This is a genomic window from Kitasatospora sp. NPDC048286, assembly GCF_043201735.1.
Lineage (GTDB): Bacteria > Actinomycetota > Actinomycetes > Streptomycetales > Streptomycetaceae > Kitasatospora.
The window spans coordinates 64444-78167 of the sequence record NZ_JBICZE010000010.1 but is presented as its reverse complement, the minus strand read 5'-3'; the positions used below and the strand labels follow the sequence as shown (position 1 = coordinate 78167).

At 71.6% G+C, this 13724-nt stretch carries 11 protein-coding genes and 1 riboswitch; of the genes, 3 read left to right on the top strand and 8 right to left on the bottom strand.

What is annotated here, in order from left to right:
• Positions 1-132 precede the first annotated feature (132 nt).
• A riboswitch (cobalamin riboswitch) is annotated at positions 133-266 on the bottom strand.
• 359 nt (positions 267-625) lie between these two features.
• The 3 genes from ACGF13_RS24080 to ACGF13_RS24070 all read left to right on the top strand — a co-directional run bounded on the left by ACGF13_RS24080 (position 626) and on the right by ACGF13_RS24070 (position 3914).
• Entirely contained in the window at positions 626-1732 is a 1107-nt protein-coding gene (locus tag ACGF13_RS24080) for an alpha/beta hydrolase family protein (protein WP_392878343.1), read from the top strand.
• A 713-nt stretch (positions 1733-2445) separates the two neighbouring features.
• Positions 2446-3771 (top strand): hypothetical protein, encoded by a 1326-nt coding sequence (locus tag ACGF13_RS24075; RefSeq protein WP_392878342.1) that lies wholly within the window; start codon positions 2446-2448, stop codon positions 3769-3771.
• Between the two features lie 17 nt (positions 3772-3788).
• Positions 3789-3914 carry a hypothetical protein gene (locus ACGF13_RS24070; RefSeq protein ID WP_392878340.1) on the top strand — a complete coding sequence of 42 codons (126 nt, stop codon included), beginning with the start codon at positions 3789-3791 and terminating at the stop codon, positions 3912-3914.
• 69 nt (positions 3915-3983) lie between these two features.
• Here ACGF13_RS24070 and ACGF13_RS24065 read toward each other — a convergent pair whose 3' ends face one another.
• The 8 genes from ACGF13_RS24065 to ACGF13_RS24030 form a co-directional block, all read right to left on the bottom strand.
• A complete protein-coding gene (locus ACGF13_RS24065) occupies positions 3984-4862 on the bottom strand; it encodes a CDP-alcohol phosphatidyltransferase family protein (RefSeq protein WP_392878338.1) in 879 nt (292 codons plus the stop codon).
• Complete coding sequence (locus tag ACGF13_RS24060; RefSeq protein ID WP_224280704.1) at positions 4849-5541, bottom strand: phosphatidylserine decarboxylase; 693 nt, start codon at positions 5539-5541, stop codon at positions 4849-4851. Before ACGF13_RS24060 ends, ACGF13_RS24065 begins: the two co-directional genes overlap by 14 nt.
• Before the next feature lie 488 nt (positions 5542-6029).
• Positions 6030-7232, bottom strand: coding sequence for an acyl-CoA dehydrogenase family protein (locus ACGF13_RS24055; RefSeq protein WP_392878336.1), 1203 nt, complete (start codon positions 7230-7232; stop codon positions 6030-6032).
• A gap of 242 nt (positions 7233-7474) precedes the next feature.
• On the bottom strand, positions 7475-7978 hold the full coding sequence (locus ACGF13_RS24050) for a MaoC family dehydratase (RefSeq protein ID WP_392878334.1): 504 nt from the start codon (positions 7976-7978) through the stop codon (positions 7475-7477).
• An 11-nt stretch (positions 7979-7989) separates the two neighbouring features.
• The gene (locus ACGF13_RS24045; protein ID WP_392878332.1) at positions 7990-8952 is read right to left on the bottom strand and encodes an HpcH/HpaI aldolase/citrate lyase family protein; all 963 of its coding nucleotides are present in this window, start codon (positions 8950-8952) and stop codon (positions 7990-7992) included.
• A 42-nt stretch (positions 8953-8994) separates the two neighbouring features.
• Complete coding sequence (locus ACGF13_RS24040) at positions 8995-11025, bottom strand: protein meaA (RefSeq protein WP_392878330.1); 2031 nt, start codon at positions 11023-11025, stop codon at positions 8995-8997.
• On the bottom strand, positions 11025-12362 hold the full coding sequence (gene ccrA, locus ACGF13_RS24035) for a crotonyl-CoA carboxylase/reductase (RefSeq protein ID WP_392878328.1): 1338 nt from the start codon (positions 12360-12362) through the stop codon (positions 11025-11027). The genes ACGF13_RS24040 and ccrA overlap by 1 nt, the downstream gene beginning before the upstream one ends.
• A 368-nt stretch (positions 12363-12730) precedes the next feature.
• Complete coding sequence (locus ACGF13_RS24030) at positions 12731-13654, bottom strand: TetR family transcriptional regulator (protein WP_392878327.1); 924 nt, start codon at positions 13652-13654, stop codon at positions 12731-12733.
• Between the last annotated feature and the right edge of the window lie 70 nt (positions 13655-13724).

The following is a 13724-nucleotide window of genomic DNA, read 5'->3' as shown; positions in this document are numbered from 1 at the left end:
AAGGGGAAGGCGCGGGCCGGGTCATCGGTCGCACGGCGGAGGGCAGCTCGGGGTCGGGCAGGGCGGGGCAGCCTGCATCGCGTGCGTGTCCTCACTCAGGGTCCGCGCCCTGGATCGACGTGACGGCGGCGAGAGTCTCCTGGCTTCCGGGTCGAACGCACCCCCGGAGCCTTCCAGCGGCCGTCGACGGCCCGCCGTGGCGATGTTCCGAGCGTGCTCCCCGGTGACAGTGGCGGGACCGCGCCGGACTTCCACCGGCTTCCTCTCCATGCCTCCGTTTGGCCCCAGGATCCCATCACGGGCCCGAACCGGGAGTCAACCGAGGTCACGGAGGGGTTGGTCACACGCGGACGCCGCTGACGCCCCGTGGGACCGGTCGGCGCGGCGGGCCGAGGACGGGGCCTGCCGCTGCCCTCGTTCTCGGCCTTCGCCTTCCCGGGCCCGCCGTCCTCATCACCCGTCTCCGGCGCCACCTCGGCAGCGCCAGGGCCGCCGGCTCCTCGGCAGGGCCGGGCCGCCGCCCGGGTGACCCGGACGGCCCAGTCCGGTGGCCGGGCGGGCAGGGCGCCGGTGAACTGGTGCCCGAACACCGTCCGGGCCGTGAGGCAGGAGAGCGGGGAGCGAAATGCGTTGGGGAACCGCAGCCGTCGTGGCGGCCGCCGCGGTCGGGGCCGCCGTGCTGGTGATCGGCCGTCGGGCCTCCGAGCGGATGGTCCGTCCGGTGACCACCGTTCAGGAGTCCGCTCCGGTCGTGGTCCGCGGCCTCGCCCCCGGCCGGATCACCTTCACCCGCGGTCCCGGGAGCCTGCGCCCCGGCCGCTGGGCGGTCGAGTGGGCGGACGGCGGGCACGCGGTCGTCGAGGAGATCCTGCACAGCGACGAGCAGGAGGTCACCCGCCGGCAGGTCCGCGCCGACCGGGGCACCCTCACCCCCGGCACCGAGGTCCGCTTCACCCCGCGGGTCCACCTCGGCGACCCCACCGAGGCGCTTGGCCTCGCCTTCGCCGACATAGCCGTCGACGGTGAGCTCGGCGCCCTTCCCGCCTGGCGGCTCGACGGCAAACGCGGCACCTGGGTGATCCTGGTGCACGGTCCCGAGGCCGACCGTCGGCAGACCCTCCCGGTGCTCCCCGTCCTCGACCGGCTCGGCCTGCCCGCCCTCGCCGTCACCTACCGCGGCGACCGGGGCGCCCCCGCCTCCCCGGACGGGCTCAGCCACTTCGGCGAGACCGAGTGGCGCGACGTCGAGGCGGCGATACGGCTGGCGCTGGACAGCGGCGCCGGCACGGTGATCCTCTACGGCTGGTCCCTCGGCGCGACCATGGTCCTCCATACGGCGGCCCGCTCCGCCTGGTCGCACGCCGTCCGGGGCCTGGTCCTCGACTCACCCGTACTCGACCTCCCGGCCTCCGCCCGCCGGGACGCCGCCCGCTCCGGCTTCCCGGGCGTCGCGGCGGCCCTCGGCGTCCTCGCCGCCGAGGGCCGGACCGGCGTCGACCTCGCCGACTTCGGCCGCATCGCCGAGGGCGCCGACCTGCGGGTGCCCACCCTCCTCCTGCACAGCCCCGAGGACCGGATAGCCCCCTTCGGCGCCGCCGAGAAGCTGGCCGCCGCCCGCCGCGACGTGGTCAGCCTCCAGGCCTTCCCCGGCGCCGACCACGCGACCCTCTGGAACAGCGCCCCCGAGCGCTACACCGAACTGCTCCGCCGGTGGCTCACTCCGTTGCTCTAGCCGCCTTCCGCGCGAGCCTTTCCGTGCGAGTGCTGCTGTACGAGCCGTTCCGCGTGAGCCCCCCTCTCCGTGCGGGCGCGTTCGGCCGGGTCCCGTCGGTTTTTCCGCTCAGCTTCCCCCCGTCCACGAATGAACGTTCCTGCCATTACGTCGAGCGCGCACGAGAAGTCGGCCTGTCCGACTTCTCGTGCAGCACGATCCCCCCGCCCCCGCCCGCCATCCGTCCGGATTCGGGCTGGACAGCCCGGCCGGAAGCCGGGGGAGGGGATTGCCCGTGCGAAATCCGGCGCGTCGCCAGGGGCAATAGTTGGCCCGGACCCTTACCCCCCACCCGTACGCACGGTGACCGGTCGAGTATTCCCGGCAACCGGGGCGCCCGGGATGGCATGGGCAGGCCATACGTTTCCGGCCAGGCGGTTTGCCGCTGTTGCCCGATCTTGCGGAGGTGCCACCGCCGCTCGCCCGGTCGTACGGACAACCGGATGTGACAGAAGGCCGGTACAAGGGGAAGACTGCTCGACGTGACGTCTCGGAACCCGCGCGACCGTGATGCCCCGCTCCCGCCGACGATCGGTACCGGTGCGACGGTGACCCGTCTCCCCGGAACGGCCCAACGGCCCGCCGGTGGCAGGCCGGGCGGGGCGGGTGTCCCCCGTAACGGAGTACCCCGGCGACGGGGGCCGGCTCCGGCTCCCGGGCGAGGTCGGGTTCCCGTGCCGGAGGGCTTCCCGGCACCCGCCGAGCTGGCGCCGCTGGCCCGCCGGATGCTGGTGGACGCCGTCCGGGTCGCCCGCTGGGCCGGCGAGCTGGCCGAGGTCGACAAGCGTGGCGAGCTGCTCCCGGAGGACGCCCGTGCGGCGGGCCGGGCGCTGGCCATGACGGTCGGCGCCGCCGCCAAGGCATGGGGGCAGGCGCTGCTGGTGGGTCTGGTCGAGGCCCGGGACGGCGGAGCCGGCCCCGGCTGGCGCCTGCACGCCTGGGAGCACGACGACGAGGCCGTGGTGCGTGGCTGGTCGGCGCTGTTCGACGCCTGGACCCTGCTCGCCCCGGTGCCGCCCGCCGCGCTGCGCGGCGTGTTCGCCGTACTCGCCGGGCAGGCCGTGGACCAGGCTCCGCAGCTGCTCTCCTTCCTGCACCTGGTGGACGGCCCGGTCGCCGAGAGCGAGCTGCTGGAGCTGCTGCGCCGCGGGCTGGACGAGCGCCGGGTCGGCGCGGGGCTCGGCGGGCCGGGCCTGTCGCCGGTGCCGCACGCGGCCTCGGCCGTCTCCGCCGTCCGCGGCACCTGCCGCGCGCCGCAGATCGACACCCCGGCCGCGCCCTCGGACGTGGCCGCCGTCCTGGACTGGATGCTGGACGGCCTGGCGGCGGTCGGCGCCCTGGTACGCAGGAACGATGCCGCGGAGCTGTCGCCGCTCGGCCACTGGGCGGTGCGGGCCAAGCTGGAGGAGATCTGCACGGTTGCCCAGACCGCGGCCGGGCACATCGAGCAGAGCGCCTTCGAGCTGCTGAACGCCTGCGCCGACTACTCGCCGGGCCCGGCCCGCGCCGAGTTCCGCGCCTGGGTCGCGGCCCGTCCGGCGGACCGCGCGGTGGGCGAGCTGCTGGAGGCCGCCCGGGGCGACGACGCGCTGGTGCGCGGCTTGGCCTTCGAGGCGCTGCGGGTGGCCGGAGGGCCGGCCGAGCAGGCGGTGCGCGCGGCCGTGGACGCGCCGGTGCTGCGCCCCTACGCGCTGCTGTGGCTGGCGGAGCGTGCGGACGAGGGCGTCTCCCCGGCGGACGTGCTGGGCGCGGAGGACGCGGCCTGGCTCTGGGTGGACACCGCGGCCGCGGTGCTCGACCACGGGGAGACCGAGTTGCTGGTGGGCCACGTCGAGGGCGCCTCGGCGGGCGACCCGGTGCGGCTGTTCGCCCGGGCCCGGCAGTCCGGGCACCCGCGGGCGGCCTCGGTGCTGACGGCGGTCTCGGGCGTGCACCCGGACCCGGGCGTGGCCCGGGCGGCCCGTCGTTCGGCGTTCAGCGTGCACACCGGTGGCGCCTGATTTTTATGACATTTGAGATGGAGTTCGTCGTCCACGGCGACGGCGGCTCCGTCGTCAGCATCGACCGAGCCTCCGTCGTTCACGTCGTCGTCGGCACCGACCGCGTCTTGGGCGGCCGCACCCGAGGCGGTCGAGTGTCGTGAAAAGTCATAAGAGTCAGGGCCCGGAACCAACAGGTTCCGGGCCCTGACTCTTATGACTTTTGCGGGGAATCAGCCGATCCGAGACTCAGCCCGCCGAGCGCGGACGTCGCCGACCTTCTGCCCCACCTTGCGGCGGATGACCAGCAGCGGCGCCATCGCGGCGAGCGTGATCTGGGCGAACGCGCCGACGTGCATCAGGTTGTCGCCACCGGGCAGCCCGGTGGCCCAGGCGGCCAGGCAGCCGATGGAGACCACGATCCAGCAGAGCGTGGCGGTGGCCAGCAGCCCCTGCGGCTTCGGGTACTCGATCCGGCTGACCATCAGGTAGGCGGCGCCGAAGATGGCGAGCAGACCGGGCAGGAACGGCGGGTCGAGCAGCACGATGGCGATCACCGTCATTGCGCCCATCGGGCAGGGCATGCCCTGGAACACCCCTGGCCGCATCTTGACGGCCGAGAAGCGGGCCAGCCGCAGGACCACCGCGAGCAGCACCATGATCGCGATGAGCGCCGACAGCTTGGTGTTGGACCCCTGGGAGACCATGCCCCAGACCGCGACGAAGTAGGCCGGCGCGATGCCGAAGCTGATCAGGTCCGCCAGGTTGTCCAGTTCCGCTCCGAGGGCGGAGGAGCGCAGCTTGCGCGCCACCAGGCCGTCGAAGAGGTCGCACATCGAGCCGATCAGCAGCAGCGTCACCGCGGTGGCGGCGCTGTGCCGGTCCGGAGCGGCGTCCGGGTTGGTGATGTGCGGGACCAGGACCCCGGTGGTGATCGAGTAGATCGCCAGGAAGCCGCAGACGGCGTTCCCCAGGGTCAGGAAGTCGGCGGTGGACAGGTGCTGAGGAGAGCGCGGGGCGCGCAGCTCGCGGTCGCGCGCCCAGCGGCGGCGGCGCAGGGCCGTCTCCTCGTCGTCCAGGCCGACGATTGTTTCAGGATCAGTCACGGTCAAGGCGCGTCACCCCGGCTGTGGTCTTCTGGCCGACCTCGACGCCGACCTCGACGCCGGCCGGCAGGTAGGTGTCGACCCGGGACCCGAACCGGATCAGACCGATCCGGTCGCCCTGCTCGACCTTGGTTCCGGCGTCCACGTACGGCACGATGCGGCGGGCCACGGCCCCCGCGATCTGGACCATCTCAATGTCGCCGAGCTCGGTGTCGAAGTGCCAGACGACCCGCTCGTTCTGGTCGCTGTCCTTGTTGAACGCGGGGACGAAGCCGCCCGCGACGTGCTCGACCGACGTCACCGTGCCCGGCAGGGGCGCGCGGTTGACGTGGACGTTCAGCGGGCTCATGAAGATCGCGACCCGGGTGCGACCGTCCGGCCAGGCGTCGATGCTCTGCACCACGCCGTCGGCGGGGGAGATCACTCTGCCCGTGCCGATCTCACGCTCGGGGTCGCGGAAGAACCACAGCATGCCCGCGCTGAGCGCGCAGGCGGGTACCGCCGCCAGGGCCCACTTGCCGCTGCGCCGGGTGAGGGCGGTGGTCACGGCGGCCGTGGCGAGGGTGGGGACGAACCAGGGGGTGGCTCCGCGCGCGATGGTCACGCGGGGTCGCCGACCGGCCGTCGGGGCTGCGAGGGCATCGCGGTCCGTGACGGAGGTGTGAGGGGACGGGCTGATGGGCATCGAAGACCTTTGTCGCGGGGGATCATGGCCGCTGGACGGGGGCCACCGCGGGATCGGTAATAGAGGGACGGCTTGCTGTCCCGGTGGATGCTATCGGGAGCACACGGTGGGTGGGCAACCCGCCTGCTCGTTCATGTGTCCGGTGGCGGCGCGTGTGCGCGTCCACTCCTACGACCGTAGCCCGACCCGGTCCGGTTCCCAAGGGACCTGACGGGGCTGGTGACTCTTGTCTCAACGGGTACGCCGACGGAACCCGCCGGGCGAAACGGCCGTAGCGGCCGGAAGCGGGTGTGCGGAAGCGGCCGCAGGGCGTGTCGTTGCAGCTGTACGCCCTGCGGCCGCTTCGGGAGGGCCGTGCCGGACCCAGGCGGACCAGGCCGGGCCCGTGACGGGGCACGGCGCTCCGCCGGGACGGGCCCGCACGCCCGTCGACCGGCGGTTCGAGGGGCCGCCCGGGCGACGTGGTCCGTCGACCGGCGGCCCGGGGATCAGTCGGCGATCCGGTACTCCTCGAGGAGCCGGCGTCCGACGATCATCTTCTGGATCTCCGCAGTACCTTCACCGATGAGCAGCATCGGGGCCTCGCGGTAGAGGCGCTCGATCTCGTACTCCTTGGAGAAGCCGTAGCCGCCGTGGATGCGGAAGGCGTCCTCGACGACCTCCTTGCAGTACTCGGAGGCGAGGTACTTGGCCATGCCGGCCTCGAGGTCGTTGCGCTCGCCGCTGTCCTTCTTCCGGGCGGCCATGACCATCATCTGGTGGGCGGCCTCGACCTTGGTGGCCATCTCGGCGAGCTTGAACTGGATCGCCTGGTGCTCGGCGATCTTCTTGCCGAAGGTGGAGCGCTGCTGGGCGTAGGAGATGCCGAGCTCGAAGGCGCGGCGGGCGACGCCGCAGCCGCGGGCGGCGACGTTGACGCGGCCGACCTCGACGCCGTCCATCATCTGGTAGAAGCCGCGGCCCGGGACGCCGCCGAGGATGCGGTCGGCCGGGATGCGGACGTCCTGGAGGACCAGCTCGGTGGTGTCGACGCCCTTGTAGCCCATCTTCTCGATCTTGCCGGGCACGGTCAGGCCGGGAACCTTGGGGTTCGGCCCGAAACCGGCCTCCTTCTCGATCAGGAAGGTGGTCATGTTCTTGTACGGGGTGTTGCCGCCCTCGTCGGTCTTGCAGAGGACCGCGACGAGGGTGGAGGTGCCGCCGTTGGTGAGCCACATCTTCTGGCCGTTGAGGACGTAGAAGCCCCCGTCCTTGACGCCCTTGGTGGAGATGGCCGAAACGTCGGAGCCGAGGCCCGGCTCGGACATCGAGAAGGCGCCGCGGATCTCGCCGGCCGCCATCTTCGGCAGGAAGTAGTCCTTCTGCTCCTGGGTGCCGTGGGCGTTGATCATGTGCGCCACGATGAAGTGGGTGTTCACGATGCCGGAGACGGACATCCAGCCGCGGGCGATCTCCTCGACCACCAGGGCGTAGGTGAGCAGCGACTCGCCGAGGCCGCCGTACTCCTCGGGGATGGTGAGGCCGAACAGGCCGAGCTGCTTCATCCCCTCGACGATGGCGGTCGGGTACTCGTCCTTGTGCTCCAGCTCGGTCGCGACCGGAATGATCTCCTTGTCGACGAAATCCCGCACGGTGGCGAGGATGTCCCGCTGGATCTCGGTGAGGCCGTCGGTCTGTGCGAGGCGTCCCATCGTGCGGCTCCGAAAGGTCTGAGGGTCTGCGGAAAGTCGGGGCATCCCCCCCGGGGGGGGATTGCGGGGGCCCTGCCGGCGTGGCTGCGGCAGCAGGGCCCCCGTACCGGGTGGGGCGCGGCCGATGACGGCGGCCTGCCCGTCCGGGGTCTCTCGAGGGGGCCCGCCCCGGAAGGAGGGCTCCCTATAAAGGGGAGAGGTGGACATAAAGGGGAGAGGTGGACCTGGGAAGGGGGAGCGGCTCAGGCGAGCGGGGTCGGACGGCCGGGCTGCTCGCCGCCGCGCTCCTTGGTGTACGTCTCGGTCGGCACCATCACCTTGCGGCGGAAGATGCAGACGACCGTGCCGTCCTGCTTGTACCCCTTGGTCTCGACGTACACGATGCCGCGGTCGTCCTTGGACTTGGACGGCCACTTGTCGAGCACGGTGGTCTCGCCGTAGATGGTGTCGCCGTGGAAGGTCGGCGCGACGTGGCGCAGCGACTCGATCTCCAGGTTGGCGATCGCCTTGCCGGAGACGTCCGGGACGGACATGCCGAGCAGCAGCGAGTAGATGTAGTTGCCCACCACGACGTTCTTGCCGAAGTCCGTCGTCTTCTCCGCATAGTTGGTGTCCATGTGGAGCGGGTGGTGGTTCATGGTGAGCAGGCAGAAGAGGTGGTCGTCGTACTCGGTGACCGTCTTGCCGGGCCAGTGCTTGTAGACCGCGCCGACCTCGAACTCCTCGTAGGTGCGTCCGAACTGCATGGCGTGGGCCCTCAGCTTTCCGGGATCTCGAACTTGGTGGTGCGCTGCATGCCCGCGGCCCGGCCCTTGCCGGCGATGACGAGCGCCATCTTGCGGCTGGCCTCGTCGATCATCTCGTCGCCGAGCATCGCGGAGCCCTTGGCGCCGCCCGCCTCGGAGGTGCAGTAGTCGTACGCGTCGAGGATCAGCTCGGCGTGGTCGTAGTCCTCCTGGGCGGGCGAGTAGATCTCGTTCGCGGCGGAGACCTGGTCGGGGTGGAGCACCCACTTGCCGTCGAAGCCGAGGGCGGCCGAGCGGCGGGCGACCTCGCGGTAGCCCTCCTGGTTGCGGATCTGGAGGTACGGGCCGTCGATCGCCTGGAGGTCGTTGGCGCGGGCGGCCATCAGGATGCGCATCAGGATGTAGTGGTAGGCGTCGGCACCGTAGCCGGGCGGCTGCTCGCCGACGACCAGCGACTTCATGTTGATGGAGGCCATGAAGTCGGCGGGGCCGAAGATGATGGTCTCCAGCCGGGGCGAGGCCTCGGCGATGGCGTCGACGTTGATCAGGCCCTTGGCGTTCTCGATCTGCGCCTCGATGCCGATGCGGCCGACCTCGAAGCCCATGGTCTTCTCGATCTGGGTGAGCAGCAGGTCGAGCGCCTTGACCTGCTCGGCGTCCTGCACCTTGGGCAGCATGATGCAGTCGAGGTTGGTGCCGGCACCCTCGACGACGGTGATCACGTCGCGGTAGGTCCAGTGCGTGGTCCAGTCGTTCACCCGCACGACGCGGGTCTTGCCGCCCCAGTCGCCGTTGTTGAGTGCGTCGACGATGTTGTGGCGCGCGCTCTCCTTGACCAGCGGGGCGCAGGCGTCCTCCAGGTCGAGGAAGACCTGGTCGGCCGGCAGGCCCTGGGCCTTCTCCAGGAAGCGCGGGTTGCTGCCGGGCACCGCGAGGCAGGAGCGGCGCGGGCGCAGACGGTTGACTGCAGTCATAAGAATCGAGGGTTCCTTCCCAGTGGTCAGCTGGTCAGCTGGTCAGTTCGTGGCCGCGGTCGGTGCGGGCGTCCACGGCTGGAGCTTGTTGGCCAGCCGGATCTCGTCCACGATCCGGCCGATGATGGTCGTGATGCCGAAGTCCTTCGGGGTGAACACGGCGGCGACGCCGGCGGCCTTGAGGGCCTCGCCGTCCGCTGCCGGGATGATGCCACCCACGATCACCGGGACATCCTCCACCCCGGCGCGGCGCAGCCGCGTCAGCACGTCGGGCACCAGCTCGCTGTGCGCGCCGGAGAGGATGGACAGGCCCACGCAGTGCACGTCCTCCGCGACGGCGGCGGAGACGATCTGCTCCGGGGTCAGCCGGATGCCCTGGTAGACCACCTCGAACCCGGCGTCGCGGGCCCGGACGGCGATCTGCTCGGCGCCGTTGGAGTGCCCGTCCAGGCCGGGCTTGCCGACCAGCAGGCGCAGCTTGCCGGCGCCCAGCTCCTCGGCGGTCGCGGCGACCGCGGCGCGGACCTGCTCCAGCTCGCCGCCCGGTTCGGCGGCCACCGCGACGGGGGCGCCGCCGACACCGGTGGGCGCGCGGTACTCGCCGAACACCTCGCGCAGGGCGAAGGCCCACTCGCCGGTGGTGACGCCGGCCCGGGCGCAGGCGAGCGTGGCCGGCATCAGGTTGGCCTCGGTGGCGGCGACGGTCTTGAGCTCGGCCAGCGACTCCTGGACGGCGGCCTCGTCGCGCTCGGCGCGCCAGGCCTCCAGGGCGGCGAGCACGGACTGCTCGGAGGCCGGGTCGACCACCATGATCGCGCTGTCGAGGTCGGCGGTGAGCGGGCTCGGCTCGGTGGTGTCGAAGCAGTTCACCCCGACGATCTTGTCCTCGCCGGACTCGATCCGGGCCCGGCGGGCGGCGTGCGAGGCGACCAGGTTGGACTTCAGGTAGCCGGACTCGACGGCGGGGATCACCCCGCCCATCTCCAGCACCTTGGCGATCTCGGCCTCGGCGCCGGCCAGCAGCTCCTCGGTCTTGGCCTCGACCACCTCGGAGCCGTTGAAGATGTCGCCGTACTCCAGGAGGTCCGACTCGTACGCCAGCACCTGCTGGATGCGCAGCGACCACTGCTGGTCCCAGGGCCTGGGCAGGCCGAGCGCCTCGTTCCAGGCGGGCAGCTGGACGGCCCGGGCGCGGGCGTCCTTGGAGAGGGTGACGGCCAGCATCTCCAGGACGATCCGCTGGACGTTGTTCTCCGGCTGGGCCTCGGTCAGGCCGAGCGAGTTGACCTGGACGCCGTAGCGGAAGCGGCGCTGCTTGGGGTCGGTGACGCCGTAGCGCTCCAGGGTGACCTTCTCCCACAGCCGGGCGAAGGCGCGCATCTTGCACATCTCCTCGACGAAGCGCACCCCGGCGTTCACGAAGAAGGAGATCCGGGCGACCACCTCGCCCATCCGCTCGGCCGGCACCTGGCCGGAGTCGCGCACCGCGTCGAGCACCGAGATGGCGGTGCACATCGCGTAGGCGATCTCCTGGACGGGCGTGGCGCCGGCCTCCTGCAGGTGGTAGCTGCAGATGTTGATCGGGTTCCACTTGGGAATGTTGCCGACCGTGTAGGCGATCATGTCGGTGATCAGCCGCACCGACGGGCCGGGCGGGAAGACGTGCGTCCCACGCGACAGGTACTCCTTGACGATGTCGTTCTGGGTGGTGCCGGTGAGCGTGGCGGTGTCCGCGCCCTGCTCCTCGGCGACCACCTGGTAGAGCGCCAGCAGCCACATGGCGGTGGCGTTGATCGTCATGGACGTGTTGGTCCGTTCGAGCGGGATGCCGTCGAACAGGGTGCGCATGTCGCCGACGTGGCCCACCGGGACGCCGACCCGGCCGACCTCGCCGCGGGCGAGGACGTGGTCGGAGTCGTAGCCGGTCTGGGTCGGCAGGTCGAAGGCGACGGACAGGCCGGTCTGGCCCTTCGCCAGGTTCCGCCGGTAGAGGGCGTTGGAGTCGCTCGCGGTGGAGTGGCCGGCGTAGGTGCGCATCAGCCAGGGGCGGTCGCGCTTCTGAGGTTCGGTCATCAGACGTTCCTGAAGCGGTTGATGGCGGGCAGGTGCTTCTCCCGCAGCTCGTGGTCGGTCACGCCCAGGCCCTCCTCGGGGGACAGACAGAGCACGCCGACCTTGCCCTGGTGCTTGTTGTGGTGCACGTCAAGGGCGGCCTGGCCGGTCTCCTCCAGGGAGTAGACCTTGGAGAGGGTCGGGTGGATCCTGCCCTTGGCGATCAGGCGGTTGGCCTCGAAGGCCTCGCGGTAGTTGGCGAAGTGCGAGCCGACGATCCGCTTGAGCGACATCCACAGGTACCGGTTGTCGTACTGGTGCATGTAGCCGGAGGTGGAGGCGCAGGTGACGATGGTGCCACCCTTGCGGGTGACGTACACCGAGGCGCCGAAGGTCTCCCGGCCCGGGTGCTCGAAGACGATGTCCACGTCCTCGCCACCGGTGAACTCGCGGATCTTCGCGCCCAGGCGCTTCCACTCGCGCGGGTCCTGGGTGTTCTCGTCCTTCCAGAACCGGTAGCCCTCGGCGGAGCGGTCGATGATCGCCTCGGCGCCCATGGCGCGGCAGATCTCGGCCTTCTGGTCGCTGGAGACCACGCAGATCGGGGTGGCGCCGCCGGCCAGCGCGTACTGGGTGGCGTACGAGCCGAGGCCGCCGCTGGCGCCCCAGATCAGCACGTTGTCGCCCTGCTTCATGCCGGCGCCGTTGCGCGAGACCAGCTGGCGGTAGGCGGTGGAGTTGACCAGGCCCGGGGAGGCGGCCTCCTCCCAGGTGAGGTGCTTGGGCTTGGGCAGCAGCTGGTTGGTCTTCACCAGGGCCAGCTGGGCCAGGCCGCCGAAGTTGGTCTCGAAGCCCCAGATGCGCTGTTCCGGGTCCATCATCGTGTCGTTGTGGCCGTCCGCGGACTCCAGCTCGACCGAGAGGCAGTGCGCGACGACCTCGTCGCCCGGCTTCCAGGCGTTGACCCCGGCACCGGTGCGCAGCACCACGCCGGCGAGGTCGGAGCCGACGACGTGGTACGGCAGGTCGTGGCGCTTCGTCAGCGGCGACAGCCGGCCGTAGCGCTCCAGGAAACCGAAGGTGGAGACCGGTTCGAAGATCGAGCTCCAGACGGTGTTGTAGTTCACCGCGCTGGCCATGACGGCGACCAGGGCCTCGCCGGGGCCCAGCTCGGGCAGGGCCACCTCGTCGAGGTGAAGGGACTTGCGGGGGTCCTTGTCGCGGCTGTCGAGGCCGGCGAACATCTGCTCCTCGTCCTTGTGGAGCGTCACCGCTCGGTAGGACTCGGGGAGCTTGATCGCCGCGAAGTCCGCCGACGTGCTGTCGGTGCTGAGGATCGCGTCGAGGATTTCCTGCATGGCTGCCTCCGAAGGCGTACCTGTGTGAGGGGCACAGGGCGTCTGGGGGAGCCGGGAGCGGACACCGGCTTCGCTGAGGTGGGTGGTGGGCGGGTCAGGCTGGGCGCCCGGGTGGACCGGGCCGTGCTGGCTCTGCTCCCGGGGTGTGGGAACGCCGGACGGCGGCGCGCCGAGGTGGGGAGCCGCGGCGCCGCGACTGGTGAGTAACAAGGTAGTGGCACCCTGTGCCACTCGTAAAGACACCGGGTGTCACGAATTCGGGCGGCCTTCGGGGCTGCGTGACGCGCGTTGAGCGGGCATGCGAAGGGCCCGCGCCGATCGGTCGGCGCGGGCCCGGTGTAAAGCTCTGACCTGCGTGAATACCGCGTCTACGACTCCTGGACGCCACTCAGCGCGGCTCGGATGCTGTCCACCACGACGTCCAGTGGAGCGTCCGTCCGGGCGACTGTGATGAGTACCTCACCCCCGGGGCTGGCACTCAGTGCGCTCTGTGCCCCGGTGTCCCCGGGGGTCCCATTGGCACCCGGTGCCACCAGCGAGCCCCGGCGTCTGGCACCCGGTGCGCTGGAGGCCCAGAAGGTCCGCCGGATCACCTCGAAGGAGTGGTCCAGCTGTGCCTCCACGTCGCCCCGGCCGCCGGCCCGCAGCCAGCGCCGCAGCACGTGGTTGTGCGCCGCGACCACCGCCGCCGCCGAGACCTCGGCGAGCATCGAGTCGTCCTCGCCGCCCCGCTGCCAGCCGGACGGGATGGACTCGCCGGTGTCGAAGCGCCCCAGCAGGTAGCGGGTGAACAGCCGCTCGTAGCGGGCCACCACGGCGATCTCCCGCTCGCGCAGCGCCGGGACCTGACGGATCAGCTGGTACCGCGCCACCGACACCCCCGGGGTGGAGGCGTACATCCGCAGCACCTCCTTGATGCCGCGGCAGACCACGTCCAGCGGGTGCTCCTCCGGCTCCGCGCTGGCCAGCAGGTCGGCCACCCGGACCAGGGTGTCGTCGTGGTCCGGGAAGATCGCCTCCTCCTTGGACCGGAAATACCGGAAGAAGGTGCGCCGGGCCACCCCGGCGGCGGCCGCGATCTGGTCGACCGTGGTCTCCTCGTAGCCCTGCGAGGCGAACAGCTCCATCGCCGCCGTGGCCAGGTCCTGGCGCATCTGCTGGCGCTGCGCCGCCGCCCGGCGGCTGCCCGGCCCGCCCTCCGGTCCGGTGCCCCCGGTCGAGGGGGCGGTCCGGTCGGTGCCGCCGTGCGGCCCGGTGGGGTGCTGCGGGGAGGTTGACTGAACCCGATCCATGTCCGGAACGCTACACGGCCCGGACGGCGCGGCCGCGGCCCTTCCCCGTCGCACCGGTGCGACCGGGCCG